General features: G+C 37.2%; 16 protein-coding genes. 3 read left to right on the forward strand and 13 right to left on the reverse strand.

Translation table 11 applies throughout. The features are described from left to right. Positions 1–85 precede the first annotated feature (85 nt). Positions 86–1,174, forward strand: a complete 1,089-nt coding sequence (locus ACS125_RS13700; RefSeq protein WP_443272713.1) for an MrcB family domain-containing protein — start codon at positions 86–88, stop codon at positions 1,172–1,174. Between the two features lie 12 nt (positions 1,175–1,186). Next, the gene (locus tag ACS125_RS13705) at positions 1,187–2,131 is read left to right on the forward strand and encodes a hypothetical protein (RefSeq protein WP_443272715.1); all 945 of its coding nucleotides are present in this window, start codon (positions 1,187–1,189) and stop codon (positions 2,129–2,131) included. Positions 2,132–2,311: 180 nt separating this feature from the next. Here ACS125_RS13705 and ACS125_RS13710 read toward each other — a convergent pair whose 3' ends face one another. The 9 genes from ACS125_RS13710 to ACS125_RS13750 form a co-directional block, all read right to left on the reverse strand. After that, positions 2,312–3,271, reverse strand: a complete 960-nt coding sequence (locus tag ACS125_RS13710; RefSeq protein WP_443272717.1) for a hypothetical protein — start codon at positions 3,269–3,271, stop codon at positions 2,312–2,314. A gap of 28 nt (positions 3,272–3,299) precedes the next feature. Next, complete coding sequence (locus ACS125_RS13715; RefSeq protein ID WP_443272719.1) at positions 3,300–3,947, reverse strand: DUF3223 domain-containing protein; 648 nt, start codon at positions 3,945–3,947, stop codon at positions 3,300–3,302. Between the two features lie 96 nt (positions 3,948–4,043). Continuing rightward, entirely contained in the window at positions 4,044–4,574 is a 531-nt protein-coding gene (locus ACS125_RS13720) for a hypothetical protein (protein ID WP_440202465.1), read from the reverse strand. A gap of 137 nt (positions 4,575–4,711) precedes the next feature. Next, positions 4,712–4,906, reverse strand: a complete 195-nt coding sequence (locus tag ACS125_RS13725) for a hypothetical protein (RefSeq protein WP_443272721.1) — start codon at positions 4,904–4,906, stop codon at positions 4,712–4,714. Between the two features lie 435 nt (positions 4,907–5,341). Beyond that, positions 5,342–6,736: a methylenetetrahydrofolate reductase C-terminal domain-containing protein gene (locus tag ACS125_RS13730; RefSeq protein ID WP_443272723.1), complete on the reverse strand. Its 1,395-nt coding sequence runs from the start codon at positions 6,734–6,736 to the stop codon at positions 5,342–5,344. Positions 6,737–6,808: 72 nt separating this feature from the next. Then, a complete protein-coding gene (gene ntrR, locus ACS125_RS13735) occupies positions 6,809–7,576 on the reverse strand; it encodes an ADPR responsive transcriptional repressor NtrR (RefSeq protein ID WP_443272725.1) in 768 nt (255 codons plus the stop codon). Positions 7,577–7,636: 60 nt separating this feature from the next. Further along, positions 7,637–9,130 carry a nicotinate phosphoribosyltransferase gene (locus tag ACS125_RS13740; protein ID WP_443272727.1) on the reverse strand — a complete coding sequence of 498 codons (1,494 nt, stop codon included), beginning with the start codon at positions 9,128–9,130 and terminating at the stop codon, positions 7,637–7,639. An 11-nt stretch (positions 9,131–9,141) separates the two neighbouring features. Next, on the reverse strand, positions 9,142–10,026 hold the full coding sequence (locus ACS125_RS13745) for a phosphoribosyltransferase family protein (protein ID WP_443272729.1): 885 nt from the start codon (positions 10,024–10,026) through the stop codon (positions 9,142–9,144). Between the two features lie 182 nt (positions 10,027–10,208). After that, complete coding sequence (locus ACS125_RS13750; RefSeq protein ID WP_443272731.1) at positions 10,209–11,018, reverse strand: sulfite exporter TauE/SafE family protein; 810 nt, start codon at positions 11,016–11,018, stop codon at positions 10,209–10,211. Between the two features lie 98 nt (positions 11,019–11,116). On the opposite strand from ACS125_RS13750, the gene ACS125_RS13755 reads away from it, so the two are divergent. Further along, the gene (locus ACS125_RS13755) at positions 11,117–11,905 is read left to right on the forward strand and encodes an AraC family transcriptional regulator (RefSeq protein WP_443272733.1); all 789 of its coding nucleotides are present in this window, start codon (positions 11,117–11,119) and stop codon (positions 11,903–11,905) included. On the opposite strand, the gene ACS125_RS13760 is transcribed toward ACS125_RS13755, so the two are convergent. From ACS125_RS13760 to ACS125_RS13775, 4 genes are read right to left on the reverse strand one after another with little or no spacing between them, the layout of a single operon-like run. Beyond that, complete coding sequence (locus tag ACS125_RS13760; RefSeq protein ID WP_443273983.1) at positions 11,900–12,391, reverse strand: GNAT family N-acetyltransferase; 492 nt, start codon at positions 12,389–12,391, stop codon at positions 11,900–11,902. The genes ACS125_RS13755 and ACS125_RS13760 overlap by 6 nt on opposite strands. Further along, positions 12,388–13,152, reverse strand: a complete 765-nt coding sequence (locus ACS125_RS13765; protein ID WP_443272735.1) for an ABC transporter ATP-binding protein — start codon at positions 13,150–13,152, stop codon at positions 12,388–12,390. The genes ACS125_RS13760 and ACS125_RS13765 overlap by 4 nt, the downstream gene beginning before the upstream one ends. Continuing rightward, positions 13,149–14,159, reverse strand: coding sequence for a FecCD family ABC transporter permease (locus ACS125_RS13770; RefSeq protein ID WP_443272737.1), 1,011 nt, complete (start codon positions 14,157–14,159; stop codon positions 13,149–13,151). Before ACS125_RS13770 ends, ACS125_RS13765 begins: the two co-directional genes overlap by 4 nt. Positions 14,160–14,161: 2 nt before the next feature. Beyond that, positions 14,162–15,181, reverse strand: coding sequence for an ABC transporter substrate-binding protein (locus ACS125_RS13775; protein ID WP_443272739.1), 1,020 nt, complete (start codon positions 15,179–15,181; stop codon positions 14,162–14,164). Between the last annotated feature and the right edge of the window lie 274 nt (positions 15,182–15,455).

Below are 15,455 nucleotides of genomic sequence, written 5' to 3' on the forward strand. Positions count from 1 at the left end.
ACTTATTACTTATTACTTATAATGATATTCTCTGCTCAAGACTATATAATAAGCAATAATTTTCAAATACTTGATTTTATCAAAAATGAAAAAACATTTCTTAAATGTTCTTGATCATTATTTATATGCAAAACAACAGCCATATAATACCAACAAGTTACAGGGGCATTATCAAGCCCTGTCTAAGGACATCACAAGTACAGTTAAAACCTGGCTTAATAAGTATTCTGACTCCTCTATTAGCTATGACGTCAGCTGGTCACATGGAAAAGGTAATTGGGCAGAGATACCTTGGGTTTTATGTACAAATACAGATATAACTAACTCGGCGCAACGTGGTTATTACCTGGGTATATTGTTTGCAGCTGATATGAGCTCATGCTTCATGGGACTATTGCAAGGAGTGACAGATGCAAATCAAGATGATTTAGTAGATTTCGCTTCTCTTGCATTAGAATATGTAGGCTCAAACTCTCCTTACTCAAATCTAAAATTAGGTAGTATTGACTTAAAAGCGACTAAAACCTTAGGTAAAAAATATCAAAAATACGCTATTAAAAATTTTGAATACAAAAAAGATTTATTAAAAACTATAGATGACCAAATTATCGAAGATCAATTCAAAATTCTAATCAAAGATTATGAAACACTATATGCGAATGCAAATAAAAATCTTGCTAATTTAGTTCCAGTATCAGATCACTCATACCAGGCTTTATTACAAAGTCATGAAGAGCAAGTTGATATCACACAGCTTATTGAAGTTAAAGAGACTGTACCTAGTACTTTATCGATACAACAGAATAAGTTTAAACGTTCAAAAGATAAAAGTAGAAAGGCTTTAAAACTTGCTAACTTTCAATGCGAAATTGATCCATCTCATATGACATTTATAACTAAAAATAAGAAGTTTTATGTTGAAGGACATCATCTAGTACCTATGAGTCAGCAGCCAAATTACAACGTCTCTCTCGATGTTACTTCAAACATCGTTTGCTTATGCCCAAACTGTCATAGAGCCCTACATTACGGCGATAAAGGGGTTATTAAAGACAAGCTTCAAATTTTATTTGAATTACGCAATTCACGTCTCATGGAGCAAGGGATTTCTCTATCTCTTAAAGAATTGCAGAAAATTTATCTTAAGACTGGACTAGATCAACAATACGATTAACTGAAGACACATATGAAAAAAGTTAAATTTGAAAATATAATTTCTTTAATAGCCATTTCAACTCCTATCTTCTTAGGATATTTTTATGTTTGCGGCCAGGCATTTTTAGAAGGAATTACATTAAATACAGGGTTTGATGCTAGTTTTTTAGAGTTAGAATTTAATCAATACTTCTATTATGGTTTTTTATATAGTTATCATTACTTTATTTTAATACCCATAGCAATATCTTTGATTTGGTTTACAAATTCATTCTATAAGAGTTTTCCTAAGAAAATATATAAATCTCCATTTCCAAGTAATACAAAAAATATTTTAACTTCAAAATTAAAAAGGATTAAAAATCAAGAAAATAATTTAAAAAATGACTTTGGTTCAGAATTCGTTATAATAATTACATTTTTAGTTGTTTCTATAATTGTGCTTCTAATTCTCCCATTAAAACATTGGTTAAACCTTTCAGATATGGGAGTAGATAAAAAATACAAAAATATACTTGGATCAACTACTTATACCATTCAGAACAATAAAAAATATTATCCATTAATCTGCGGCAAAAATAGATGTATATATTCCAACAAAAGTCTTAATAATTTTATATCTATTAAAGATGGGAATTATGATCATTTAAAGTTAGAATCTTTTCCTGTCGTAAATTATTTTAACCGCTCTTCAAGCATATATGCATTTAAAATTGAAGAGGAAAAAAAAGGAAATTTTAAGATATTAACTATACAGATACCAACTAACAGCAAGTTTAAGGCTTCTCTTTATCTTTTTAATATAAAGCTGAGAACAACAAATGGCAGGCACTATGTTCCTACTCAAACTTCTCTTTCAACCCAATTAAATGAGATAGCTGATCTAGAGGGGACTCCTATATTTGTGTCTTTTAAAGTTTGTAAAAATGAGAATATTGATTATCTATATTTACATAATAGCTTTTTAACTAATTAAATATCTTTAATTTAACTAAACTCAGAGAAGGTGTGGTTGACGCTTTCTCTTTTAACTTTTTTCAGATAGAAAAGTCCTAACTATCTTGATCCGATGATAATTCTTGAAAATTATCAACATAAAAGAAAAATAAAATCTTTAGTTTTATAAATGAATGAAAAATCTTTCTTGAATTCAAATTCACTTATCTTTTTCAAGTTGTTCCAACTGTTGATCTATTTTTGAAATCTCTTTTTGGTACTCCTCAGAAATTCTTTTCAACTCATCAATTCTTTTTGCCAAACTTTCTGCATAAGCTTGATAAGCATCTAATTGATTTTTAGTACGTGTAAATTCAACTTTTTTACTTCTTAATTTATCGGCTTCCTTTCTTCCTCTGCCATATCCATAATTAAATTCACGACTTTTCATAAATTCAATTACTTCGTTATATTCCCCCCAAGTATTTACAAACTGTATTCCACTTGAATAGTCACCTAGCTTATCCTGAATATGCCCTTTTTCATTCTCAGGACAGCATATAATTTCAATATCTTCATATGAAAATTCAAAACCTGTATTATTTTTTTCATAATATCGCCACTCTCTTTCCCAAGTATATCCTTGCCTATCTTCATCTTGAAAAACTGGAGTGATGAATGGGATTAGTCTATCCAAAAGCTTTTTTAGTTTTAAATTCTCACGACTATATTCTTCAACAGATTCTGGTAAGGAATCTTCTAAAGTTTTTAATGAACCAATCGTTCTAGTATCTATATATAGGGCTGGTCTAACATTCTCATCTAACGCCAATTTTTTCTTTGAGAACCCGATACCATAAAAAAGATTGGATTTAAAACGATTAAAAGCAATATATCTAAATGAATCAATAGAATGTAATACTGATTCGGTAAAACATACTATCTTTTTTGTATACCATTGTGATCGGGATTGAGATGGGATCTCCGCTCTAATTAATCCATGATCATCACTGTCACTAGAGCTTAGTATTTGTAAAATTTGATCTTTTCCAGTCATATGGATTAAAAAAGGTGACATATCCGGTTTTTCGATTGGAGATAAATTTAAAGCTTTTTTAGTAACTTTATAATCATTCCAGATGTGGGTATTAAAACCATCAAATTCAGGTAGACGATTCACTATTAGTTCCTAAAATTATTTGTGCTGCTTATCTTGGTCTTTTACGAATGCATGAAGCATGTGCGGGCCTGAGAATCGCTTTACTTTTGTGATAATTGACCCAGCCATTATGCAACTCCTCATCATCAAAATATCGATATGCATATTCACCATCTTTTATAACTATATTTTTAATTTGCTCATCCTCACCAAAAAAGCTTTGAAGTAATTGATCAAATTTTGGTTCAAAATGACAAGCTTCTATTGTTTCTTCTATGTATCTATTACATAGACAACATGTTCTATCTGTATTGCTATCTTTAAAAGCAATTATCTGATCATTAACAGCTTGTACAGCCGCATTTCGTATGTTTTCTTTTTGAGAAGATGCACCACCCGGACCAAGAGCTTTACGCCAACTGATATCTATTTCGGTTTTATCTTTTCTAATAATCCATAGTTCTTTATTTGATGCTTTTACTTTTGAACGTCTCACCTGTATTTCAAAATCTGCAGAGTAGTTAGTTTTTTCATCGTATTCATGATGGTGTGATAATACCCATATCACGATTTCTTTAGACTCACTATTTTCTACATAATGATTATCTGGTATATCCTTAATGATCGCTTGCATGACTTCTGTTAGTTCTTTTTGGGTTTTATAGCCTCTCTCACGCCACCATTTCTCTGTTGCCATATTATTTACCCTTTAAGTGATATTTAATTTTTTTAACATACACTTGGTGCAAGCCAAAGTAAAAAACAATCTTAAGAAAAATATTCTGTTAATTATTTACTCTTTCTTTTTAAGAATTCTTTTAGATATGTCATCAGTCAACTTTTCATATTCAATTACAGATGAAGTATCAAATTCAAAATCTGCCAAATGTGCTGCACGATTTCTTAAAGTTCTCAGCTTAAAAATCAAATAATACTCATCTTTTGTTAGTAATTTTTTATCCAATAACAGCTCCGTAAGATATTCAACTTTCCTTTCTTCATGATCAATTTCTGTTCTTGATGCAGCAAGAGCTCTGATTGAATCTTCCAACTTAATCCAAGTACCAAGTACAAACTCTCTAGGATGCTCCAATATTTTTGATAATTTTTCTTCGTCTAAATTCTTATTTTCCAAATCTTCAGCTATTTTTTGTAATTCTTGGACTCCATCATTAAAACTTAGTTCAACTTCACCTGCCTTTATAGTTTTTAAAGACCTTATTAAATTCAAAATCTCTGAATGATATCTTATAAAAACAATAGCTAAAATTCCCGGCCAAGCCAATGAACTTATTACAGATGCTATAAATGTTTTCCAATCCATATTTACCAACTTCTAAATTTTTATAAAGTCATAATCTTTAAGTATAAATAACAAACCCATACCGACAATGCAACAACGCTAACCCACACTTCACATCACTAAGTACATCTGACCGTGAACGATCTTGTCTAACCATCTCAGGCCATGACTTCGCTCTGCCCCATTAAATCTAAAACCAAACGCTGTACAGCACGTGCTTCATTGTTATCAATCTGGTACTTGGTTTTAAATTTAGAGTTCCGAAACGGCTTTGATTCAATCACAAAGTAATTAGCGATAATTTCCCGTTGTTTTTTCTTGCCCAACCGCTTTAAACGTCGCTGCTTTTCCACCTGTACCATCGCTCAGGCAATTGTGCGTTGCAACTCAGGATGTTGTGAGAGTTTTTGTATGAAGATATGAATCTGTTTGTGACTCAAATGGCGCAGTGCGCTTTTTAAAAACTAAAACCCACTCATTGAGTGGGTTTTTTATTGCTAACCGTTTTGCCTGAGGTGATCTTGGAACTCTTGGTCGTGTATTTTGTTGTAATTAACAGGGTCGTAGACACATCCAGTTAAAACAACAATTACAGTAAGTACAGCAACCAACTTTTTCATTGAGACAGCCTTTCTTTTAACGCAAAAGATTTGCTTTAAGTATACTCCTAGGTGATCACTTTGATTGGACATAATTAAGGCAAACGATTGTTATTTTTAAATTATCGCGACGCTTTAGCATCCCATTTGATTTTTTGAACAAAATCAAATCAAGGATTAATACCAAACTTAAGCCTCAGTCGCTAAATACCAATTTTTCCAAGAACTGGTTCCTCTGGTTTCAATTGGTACAGTTGGAATGAGTTTCTCTTTTAATATTTCAGTTTGTGCAACAGCTTTAGCAAGTCTTGCTTTGACTGAATGAATACACTCACGGTCACCAAATTCACAGCGGTCTAAAGTTGTACCGCCACAAGGCCCATTGGCTAAACCTTTTGGACACGTTTCCGGGCAAATATATAAAGTATCGCTTAGACGACATTGACCACAGCTTTCGCAACCGACTAGGCTGTGTTTACTTAGTACTTCTGTTTTAAGTAGTACTTTGGCGACCAAAGCATTTTCCCAAAAAGATGCTTTGAAAATAAACCGTCCTACACCTTTGGCAATTTTTGATTCAAACATTGCTTCATGCATAACATGCAATTGGCGATATTTGATTAATTGTTTAGAAGTCGGCTGACGCGAAAAACGAGCAATGTCAGGTGAAAACTCTTTGCCGGACGTGACTTGCCAAAGTGAATTCCAAAGCTCTTCTAAAGCTTTAAGCTCCAAATGTCTGTATTGCTCGACGTAGCTTTCAAGCAGCATTTGTTCTTCTGGCTTATGGCAAGCAGATAAGTGAATTCCTGCAAACCCTAAATGTTTACATATCAAAATCTGTAAAGCGCAGCGTAAATAAACTCGGTCTGTATGTCCTGCCTGTTTTTCATCTGCCAAGACTTTTAACATGTGCGGAGTAATGACAATACCTGCCACTTTATGCTTCACCATAAAATTGGCACGCCCCAAAGTTAGTGGCATGACACAAGCCAGTATTTGCTGTGAATAATGATGTTTGGTCAAAAATGATTTGGCTTGCTTTAAGGCTTCAATATCATAGCCCAATTGGGTAATGATAAAGTCAGCACCTGCTTTAATTTTCTTATGTAGTTTTAAGTACTGTGCATCACGCTCAGCTTCAACATATTTAAATGGGTTAAAAGCAACCCCAATACGAAACCCGCCGTGTTGCTTGGCAGCCATTACGGCGTTTACCGACTCTAAGTAACGACTACGAGGTTGTCCATCTCGACCATTATGGTGTTCTTTGAGTTTATCGCCTGTAAGTAATAACAAGTTTTGAATATTGGCTGCTTGAGCTTGTTCTAAAAATTGCTCAAAGTCTTGTATGTCTCGGGCCTTACCTGAAAAGTGTAAGACTTTATCGATTGAGTCTGGGTAACTTTTACTGGCTTCAAGCGGTGCAATATCATGATCGGAATGTACACGATCTGCCAATGTCATTGCAGCCGGATATCCTGCAAACTCATGTTTCACAGGATAAATCTCATGCAGTGAAGTGAGATATTCCACCAACACAAAAAACTGATTTTGCTGGAAGCAGGGAGAAACGTGTGACATAGGCAAAGTGCTGATCAAAACATGACATCAATCATAAGCGCGGCATTATAAATCAAAGTGCATCAATATGCGCTAGTCAGAAAGCTCATTGTTTTGCTTATCTTCACCCTCTTTATTTCTAGGTAATTCGAGTGAGCGAGGAAATATAAAATCGAAAGAATCGAGTGCATAGCGATAAAGCTGAGCTGGTCGTTTGCCCACAATTTTACTGTGGTTGGTTTCTTCAACTGCACCCGCTTCTATCATACGGCGTCTAAATGCTTTTTTATCTAACGATTGCCCAAGAATAATTTCATAAATGGTTTGTAGCTCAGTCAGCGTAAATAATTCAGGCATGAGACTGGCTGGTAATGCAGTATAGCGAGTTTTATTGGTTAAACGCTCTAATGCCAAGTTAAGCAACTCATTATGATCAAACGCCAATACTAAATCTTGTGCTTTTGTCACTGGCACCCATTCACTGTATTCAGCTAATGCTTGATGTTGATAGGCATTAAAATCAATTAAAGCAAAATATAAAATCGTCACAGCCCAGCCACGTGGGTCACGTTTAGCATTGCCGACAGAGGCAACTTGTTCCAAGTAAGGTGAAGCAATCCCTGTTTTTTCGACCAGCTTACGATAAGCCGTGGCCATCAAATCTTGGTCATGAGTTAAATCGGCAAAACCGCCCGGTAAAGCCCATTGATCTTTGGCTGGAAAGTTGGGTCGCTTAATGAGTAGTACCTGCAACTGACCATTAAATACCGAGAAAATAGCCATATCGACCGTGAGTAAGGGTGCGTCATAATCTCGGCGATCATAACTGGCAAGGAATTCTTGTTCAGTTTGAATAGTCACGTTCAGCCTCTCAATAAAAATGATGAGCCGATACACACGCAACGGCTCATCTAAACTCAGTTATACGATAGATAAACGCTCACGAATTTGATCTAGAGTACACTCATATTGAAGTTTACCATTTTCAAAGACTGTTTTTAGTACTCCGCCTTGTTCTTGTTCGGCTGTTTGCTCATCAAACAAGGTAAAATCATTTTCACTTTCTTCGATGCGTAAAAGACCTTTCGCAGATTTTTTCACACCTGAGTCAGTAATTGGGTCTTTAAACAACTCACGGCCTACCCCATTCACTTGTCCCCAAGTCGCTTTTACAGCAAACCCAAAGGTGTCGCGAGTTAAGTAATTATAGGTAAAGCTGCCGATACCAAACACCAAGTTGTTTGATGCAAAACCTTTGGCTTCTAGCCCTTCTAAAATACGCTGTGCGCGATCTAGGGTAATTGAGTCACCGTAAATTAAACCGACACGCTCATTCAATACTTTATAGCCTTGGTCTGTGGTTGTACCGCCAAACACTTCCCATAAACATTCAACCGCGCCTTTATAAGCTGGGCTGCCGACTTCGGCGTCTGGGTCACCACAAATAATTTTAACAGGGTCGCCAGAGTCTGGACGGAAAACCAATTTAGCCAAGCCTAAAGCATTAGGTTGTCTTGCCAGAATTTCAGGTTTTAAAGCCACCGTAAACTCGGTAATCACTCGCCAAAAATCCCATGTATCAGATACAACACTAACCACACCAGACGGATAAAGCTCGCAGATTAAACGCTTAAATGTTTCTAGCTCACTATTTTCTGTGCCCATACACATCACACTATGTTCGGTCGCTGGTACAGATACACCAATCACACCTGTTGCATTGTAATATTCTTCAGCGTAGTCGATTGAAGCAACTGAGTCTGTTCCAATAAAACTGGTTAAGTGACCCACACCAGATTGCGCCGCATCATAAATTCCGCTCATACCACGGCTACTAAAATCGTGTCCTTGCACAGGTACAAAATCAAGCGGTGCGCCAGTTTTTACAGCATATTGAGTTAATAAGCGTTTGTACTCATAGGCAATCGTTGCAGTAGTACAGCTTTTCCAAAGCTCAGCACTTAACACCGTTTCAATATAGTTAGTTAGCCAAAAGAAACGCGGATCGGTATTAATTACAGTAAGCACGGGTACACGCATATTGACGCGGCTACCTTCTGGCAATGCTTTAATGCGTAATGGTAAATAGCCCAAGTCGTGTAATGCTTCAATGTGATCAACCGGTACAGCACCTTCACCTAGTGAACTATCCATACGGCGTTTATAGGTAGCCACCACTTTATCTTTAGGTTGCTTGAAAAAGCCTTCATTCCACGTATCGATTAAAAAGTGTTTAATAAAACCCTGAAGCCCAAAGAATACAACTTTATCGTCGAAGTCAGGCAACATTTTAGCGAGTCGAGATGAACGCGGCGTAAAGTTTGCGTACACGTATTCTGTACCTGCTGGATACTGACGTCTGTGATCAGCTTTATAAAAATCGATAGCGTTTAATGGATTAAGTTTAATAGTCATCTTTATTATCTTTATTTTGCTGCAAAAGCAATTACTGAAATTTTGTCTGATGGTTGTTGTGGAAAGCTGTCCGAGGTAAATAGCTGGTCAAGCAGTCCATCAAAAACCTCTATTCCTTTACTAAAAATACCGTGGGTCACATATAGAACGACCTTATGGCAATTGAGGTGACGGAGTTCTTTGGCAATACCAATAAAGGTTGCACCGCCGTCACAAATATCATCGGTAATGACCGCTGTTAGGCCTGATAAATCAGTCGCATGTACATGCGTACCTAAAATTTTGCCAGTTACTGGGTCACGTTTTTTATCACACTGAACAACAGTGATGGGTTGTTTGCGCTCCAGATTAAAAGCGTCTGCAACCATTTTTGTGCGTGCTTTTGCGCCTTTGTCTGGGCAAATCAGTACTGTTTTTTCATCTTTTAATAATGTGCTTAGCGCTTCACTCTTTGCGATAATGTCGACTGAACTAACATTTACAACTTCGTTAAAAGAAGTATTTGCAGCAAGCAAGGCTGTTGTTACTTCACTATGGCAATCCCAAACAGTGATTTTGCCTTGTTTGCCCGCTTTTTTGTCTGCGTTAATGTTAAGTAGCTTGGTCATCACATCAAGTGAGAACGCTTGGCCGACTGCACAAATACGGTCCTGACGCGCATATGGAAAATACGGAATTTCTAGGTCAACGGTTAAACCCAGATTTAGCAATATATTTTCAAGTAGTAAATAGTCCATCACATCGTGACTTGAGGCCATCTGTGCACGAACCAATACCTTGCCAGATAGTGAACCTAATGTTTTTTCATCAATTTGAACATGACGCTCTCCGCCAGAAAACTGCGTGAATTTCACTGGAATTTCATTTCTTGCCGCATCTAAAAGCTGGATAGCCATATCATCCTCTTTTTGTCTGATGACCTTCGATGAATATATAGTGGCATAAAGCCACTATATATTTCAAGTCTATATTTCAAACTTTTTTCAAAGCCATTTAAGACATAAAAATTTGGGGTTTTAGAGCATTTAGAGATTCAATTTTTAAGAGATATTATTCTTCAATTAATTGAAATAAAAAGTTAATTTACAAAAATCATGATGAGTAGAACTATTATTAAAAGTAGCGGATACAACTTTGCCCGCCATAAATCTGGCAGTTTTGAAATAAATTTTTCTGAAAAATATAGCCCAATCCATGTTCCAGCAACCAAGAATAAAGCAGCTTCAAACCAGATTAGACCGATAAATCCACTAGGTGTCCATGTAGATTGCCAAAGTGATAACACACAATAGGTTAGCGTTGCAGTTAAAGACAAAGGCAGCGTGAGAATGTTTGCGATAGCCGCGGCCTCTGCCATAGAACTACCCCGACGCCGTAATAACGGAACCGTCATTACACTGCCACCCACACCTAAAAGCGCTGCAACCCAGCCGATAACTCCGCCTTTAATGAGTTCGCTGTTCTGCCCATAATTTTGCTGTTGCCTTGATGTCTCCATAAACCCAGATCGGTAATAACAATCAATAATCGTTACGAACACATAACCCATAAATATCCAGCGAAGCCAACTGCCATTAAACAATGAGGCCATTACTGCACCGACAATTCCACCAAGTGCAATACCACCCCATAAAAAGCGGATCTTTTGCCAATCTATATGTCCAGACCGATAGTGCCGAAAGGTTGCAAAACTTGCCGAGCAGAGCATGACAAAAGCTGATGTAGCTACGGCGATTTGCATCGCATGTATGCCGACACTACTTTCATTGCTCCACTTTTGAATAATGACTGTATAAAGCAAAGGTACAGCAACAAAACCGCCGCCAAAACCAAATAACCAAGTGGTTATGCCTGACAGTAGTCCAAATAAAAATAGCTCATATAGCATGATTATCTTCCTCATATTTATAGAGGCATGATATAAAATAGCTCTATGGCAAACTAACGTAGAAAAGCCATCTTTTTATTTGTTTCAGCCAAAAATATATGCGTAATATTCCAATTAACGATGTAGACCATCTACCGCAAGCGGTTCTAGCGTTAGGGTCAGACTATCCTGCTGATACCTTGTTAGATACGCATAGTCATCGCCGTGCACAGTTCTTATATGCACCCGAAGGTCTTATGAAAGTTGAAACTGAAGATGGACAATGGCTTGTGTTACCTTACAGTGGTGTATGGATACCCGCAGGCAAACCACATCAGGTATGGCTATCTAAAGTCAGTACTTATAGTTTGTATATAGAAGCGAGCCATGCGCCAAGACAGGCAACATATTGCGAGGTTATCCAAGTCTCGCCTTTGTTACATCAACTGCTCATTCAGGCAAATCAACTGCCTGTTGACTACCAGCGTGCAGGTCGTGACGGCGCTCTTATCGATTTATTGTTATATGAATTAGAAGCTGCACCAGCACTACCTCTGTTTATTCCTATGCCTCACAACACATTGTTATCTAAACAGTGTGCTGAGTTTATGCAGCATCCTGACATTCATAGCAGCCCTAAAGATTGGGCACATGACCACAATAAAAGTGAGCGGACTTTTCATCGTTGGTTTAAGTCTGAAACTGGCATGTCCTTTCAAGCTTGGCGTAATCGAGTCTGCATTATTTATGCTTTAAATGCGTTAAAAGAAAATATCTCAATTACGGAAATTGCCTTTAGTTTGGGCTATGAACACTCGGCAGCTTTTAGCGCAATGTTCAGTAAAATTATGGGTTATCCGCCTACCCATTTTCAAAAAAGATTTCATACGCATGATAAAGCGCTATAAAGATTTACTCATGTGAATAGTGTCATAGGTCTCGATCCATTCCCGTTTGATAACGTCAAAGCCTTGTAGAGTCCAAAACTCTTCAGCCGCCAGTAAAAAAGGATGTGTGTGCAAATACAAGCGAGTAATCCCATTGTTTTTTGCATAGCTAAACAACATGTCACATAGCTTGGTTGCGATGCCCTTACGGCGGTATTCAGGTAATACAAATAACTTAACCACTTCTACCGTATTGGACGGCAAATTTAAATCAAAACGATGGTCATATACCCGATATGCAATGGTGCCAATAATACGGTTTTGATCTTTTACGGTAATGAAGCAGCCCAATGGATCCTGAACATAATATTGCTCAAAATTTTGTAAATCTTTGGGAACCTGCCCATGATAGATTTCTGGGAATAAAAGCTGTCTTGTATAAAGCGTAAACTCTACCGCAGATACATAGTCCGGTTTTTCAACCAACTGATAATCAAACATATTTATAGCCAAGAGTGGTCAGGTATCACAATGGTTTTGTCTTGAATCATGGCTTCATGGAATTCAACATCATAGACACTTTTTAAAAACTTAGGATCGGTGACTCGAGTTTTTGACTCAGGCTTAACCACCTCATGTTGACGCATAAAAAACAGATGATCTGCAAATAAAAAAGCCAAGTTAGGATCATGCATAATTGCAATCACGGTAAAATTTTGCCGCGATAACTGACGCAATTTTTTCATTAAATAAGATTGATAATAAACATCTAGATGATTGGTTGGCTCATCAAGCAAAATGACTTTCGGTGCTTGTACTAAAATACGCGCAATCATAACCAATTGCCTTTCACCGCCCGATAGCTCGGTATAAGGACGGTCACGCAAATGCTCGATGTCTAAATCAAGCAAGGCTTGGTCTACGCGTTCCCAGTCTGATTTTGAAGGTCTATATCTGCTAAAAGCGGCACGTCCCGTAATCACCACATCTTTAACCAAAAATGGAAATACGGTTTTATGAAACTGCGGTAAAAAACCGAGTAAGGCTGCCCGATCTTTCCCTTTAAAATCCGATAGTGGTTTTCCAGAGTAGCGAATCAAGCCATCTTTTACAGGTTCTAGGCCCGCCATCAATTTAAAAAGTGTCGATTTTCCGCAACCATTACGCCCTAAAATGACGGAAAATTGATTTTCGGGAAACTCTAAATGAATATTTTTAAGGACGTGTTTGTGCCCATAGGCATAATTTAACTGATCAATTTGAATCATGCCCAATGAGTCCTCTGTGTTTTCATTAATAATAAGAAAAATGGCGCGCCAAGTAGCATAGTAAAAATACCAATCGGTATTTCAAACGTCAGTAAAACCCGAGAAAAGTTATCAATTATTAGTAGAAAACTACCACCCAAAATCATATTGGCAGGAATACTATAGCGATGATCTGGCCCAACCAACATTCTCACAATGTGTGGCATAAACAGCCCATATAGACTAATAATGCCGGCCGCAGCCACAGAAGTTGATGTACATACAGTCACCAGCGCAATTAAAAGAAGCTGTTCCCACCTTGGGTTAACACCAACCGCCTGCGCTTCTTCAGCACCAAGTGCCATTAAGTTTAGACGCCAACGCATCGCAAATAATCCAGCAAGACCAATACAAATCGGTAGCACGGCGTATTGAACTTTTTGCCAAGAAGCCTGATGTAAGTTGCCCATCGTCCATTGCACAATGGCTTGCAGTTTAAATGGATCACTTAAGTATTGAATAACTGTAAGTCCTGCCAAAAACAGCCCCGAAACAATCATGCCCGATAAAATTACCATGACTAAAGACGTCTGGCTTTCATGTTTCTGATGTGCAAATAAATAGGTTAAGGCAACGGCACAAACACCAAAAATAAAGGCTGATAGATTTGGCGAAAGCCAACTTAAAGAAAGTGCTAAAGCTGCCCCGAATGCTGCACCAGATGAAATACCGAGTACATAAGAATCAACTAAAGGATTACGAAACAACGCCTGCAAGCCATTCCCCGCGGTTGCTAATGCAGCCCCCACCATAAAGGTGAGTAAGATTCTGGGCAATCTGACATTGACCAGAATGTTTTGCATCAGCCTAAATTGTTGCGAGTCAAAATATGGCGTACCAAAGACTGCTTGTACACCCCACCGCATATAGTCCCATTCACTCAAGGTCTGAGTTGGCCCCATAAGCAACGAGATAAAAATCATGAGGAACGGTAACGGGTAAAACCAATAATATTTGAGTTTTTCCATATTCATTGCCCAAACGCTTTAGCAAGGTGCTCACCATACAACTTAGTTAAAATACGCTGTTGTAAAGCACTTACAGGTAAATCAGACTGTTCAGGATAAATACTATGATTCAAATAAATCGCCGTAATAATGATTTTGATGGTATGTGGGTTATATATAAATGCAGGACTCAAATTAAATACCTTACGGTTTTGTACAGCGCTTAAACCTTGTAATTCTTTTCGTTCATAAATCAGTTTTGGGTTTGTATTCCAAAGCACAATATTATCGGGGTTCCATTCAATTAAAGTCTCGGGGTTTACATTGGGCTGGTTAGCATCGGTCTGAACAATGTTATAAGCACCTGCCAGCTCAATAAAATCATTGGTAATCGACTGACGTCCAGAGGTAGAAAAAATACGCCCTCCTGACCATGCATAATAAATCGATTGTTTATTTGGCTGACGTGCAGTTTTGGCTGCGACCTCCGCCACAATTTCATCTGAGAAATTTAAAATTTCCTGAGCTCGCTTTTGGGCGCCGCTCAGAACAGCAATTTCAGATAACTCTTCTTTTACTTGCTGGTAAGTACCTGACTCCATGACATATACAGCAATGCCAAACTGCCGTAACAGGTCAATCGTTTGGGTTTGCCCGCTCCCCAAAATCACCAGATCAGGTTTTAACAACACAAGACTTTCAATATTGGTTGCATTTGCCCCTTGTGAAGGCGTCGCAAGCTGCTTATTGGCAATACGCTTATCTATTTTTGAATAAGCATTGAATAATAAAGGCTGGATGTATACTTCGGCTGGTATGCCAATCACTTTATGACCTTGACCTAGCATATATAAGCCATCTAAACCCGATTCAAATAGAGAAACTATTCTTTGCGCTGGTTCGGCTACACAGACTTTTGTATTTGTACTATCAAAAACACATATCGAATGGGGTGCTAAGTTTTCTTTAGTTTTTCTACTTTGTTCAGATGAAGAGCATCCACATAGAATGAGTAAAGTGAGTATTGAAACCAATGACTTCATTACAGCATCCAACGCACAAATACAGTGCAAAATAAAAAGACGTGTCTATTTGGTGCATTTTTCATATGAAAAAGACACCATAAGAGAGCAAGACGGTTTGAATCATCATTTATAAGTTAGTAAATCAAATGTTGTACTAAAGATAAGAGTAATTAAGCAATAAAAATGCCAAAATTACAAAATAAACTTAATAATCATGCAATTGTAATTTTTATTTTAAAAGTCAAAATATAGATAGCCCTATACAAAACCTTTAGAGCATGCATGCTAACCA

Origin of the sequence: Acinetobacter sp. PFS20, from assembly GCF_052261015.1 — a bacterium.
In the GTDB taxonomy this organism is placed as follows: Bacteria; Pseudomonadota; Gammaproteobacteria; order Pseudomonadales; family Moraxellaceae; genus Acinetobacter.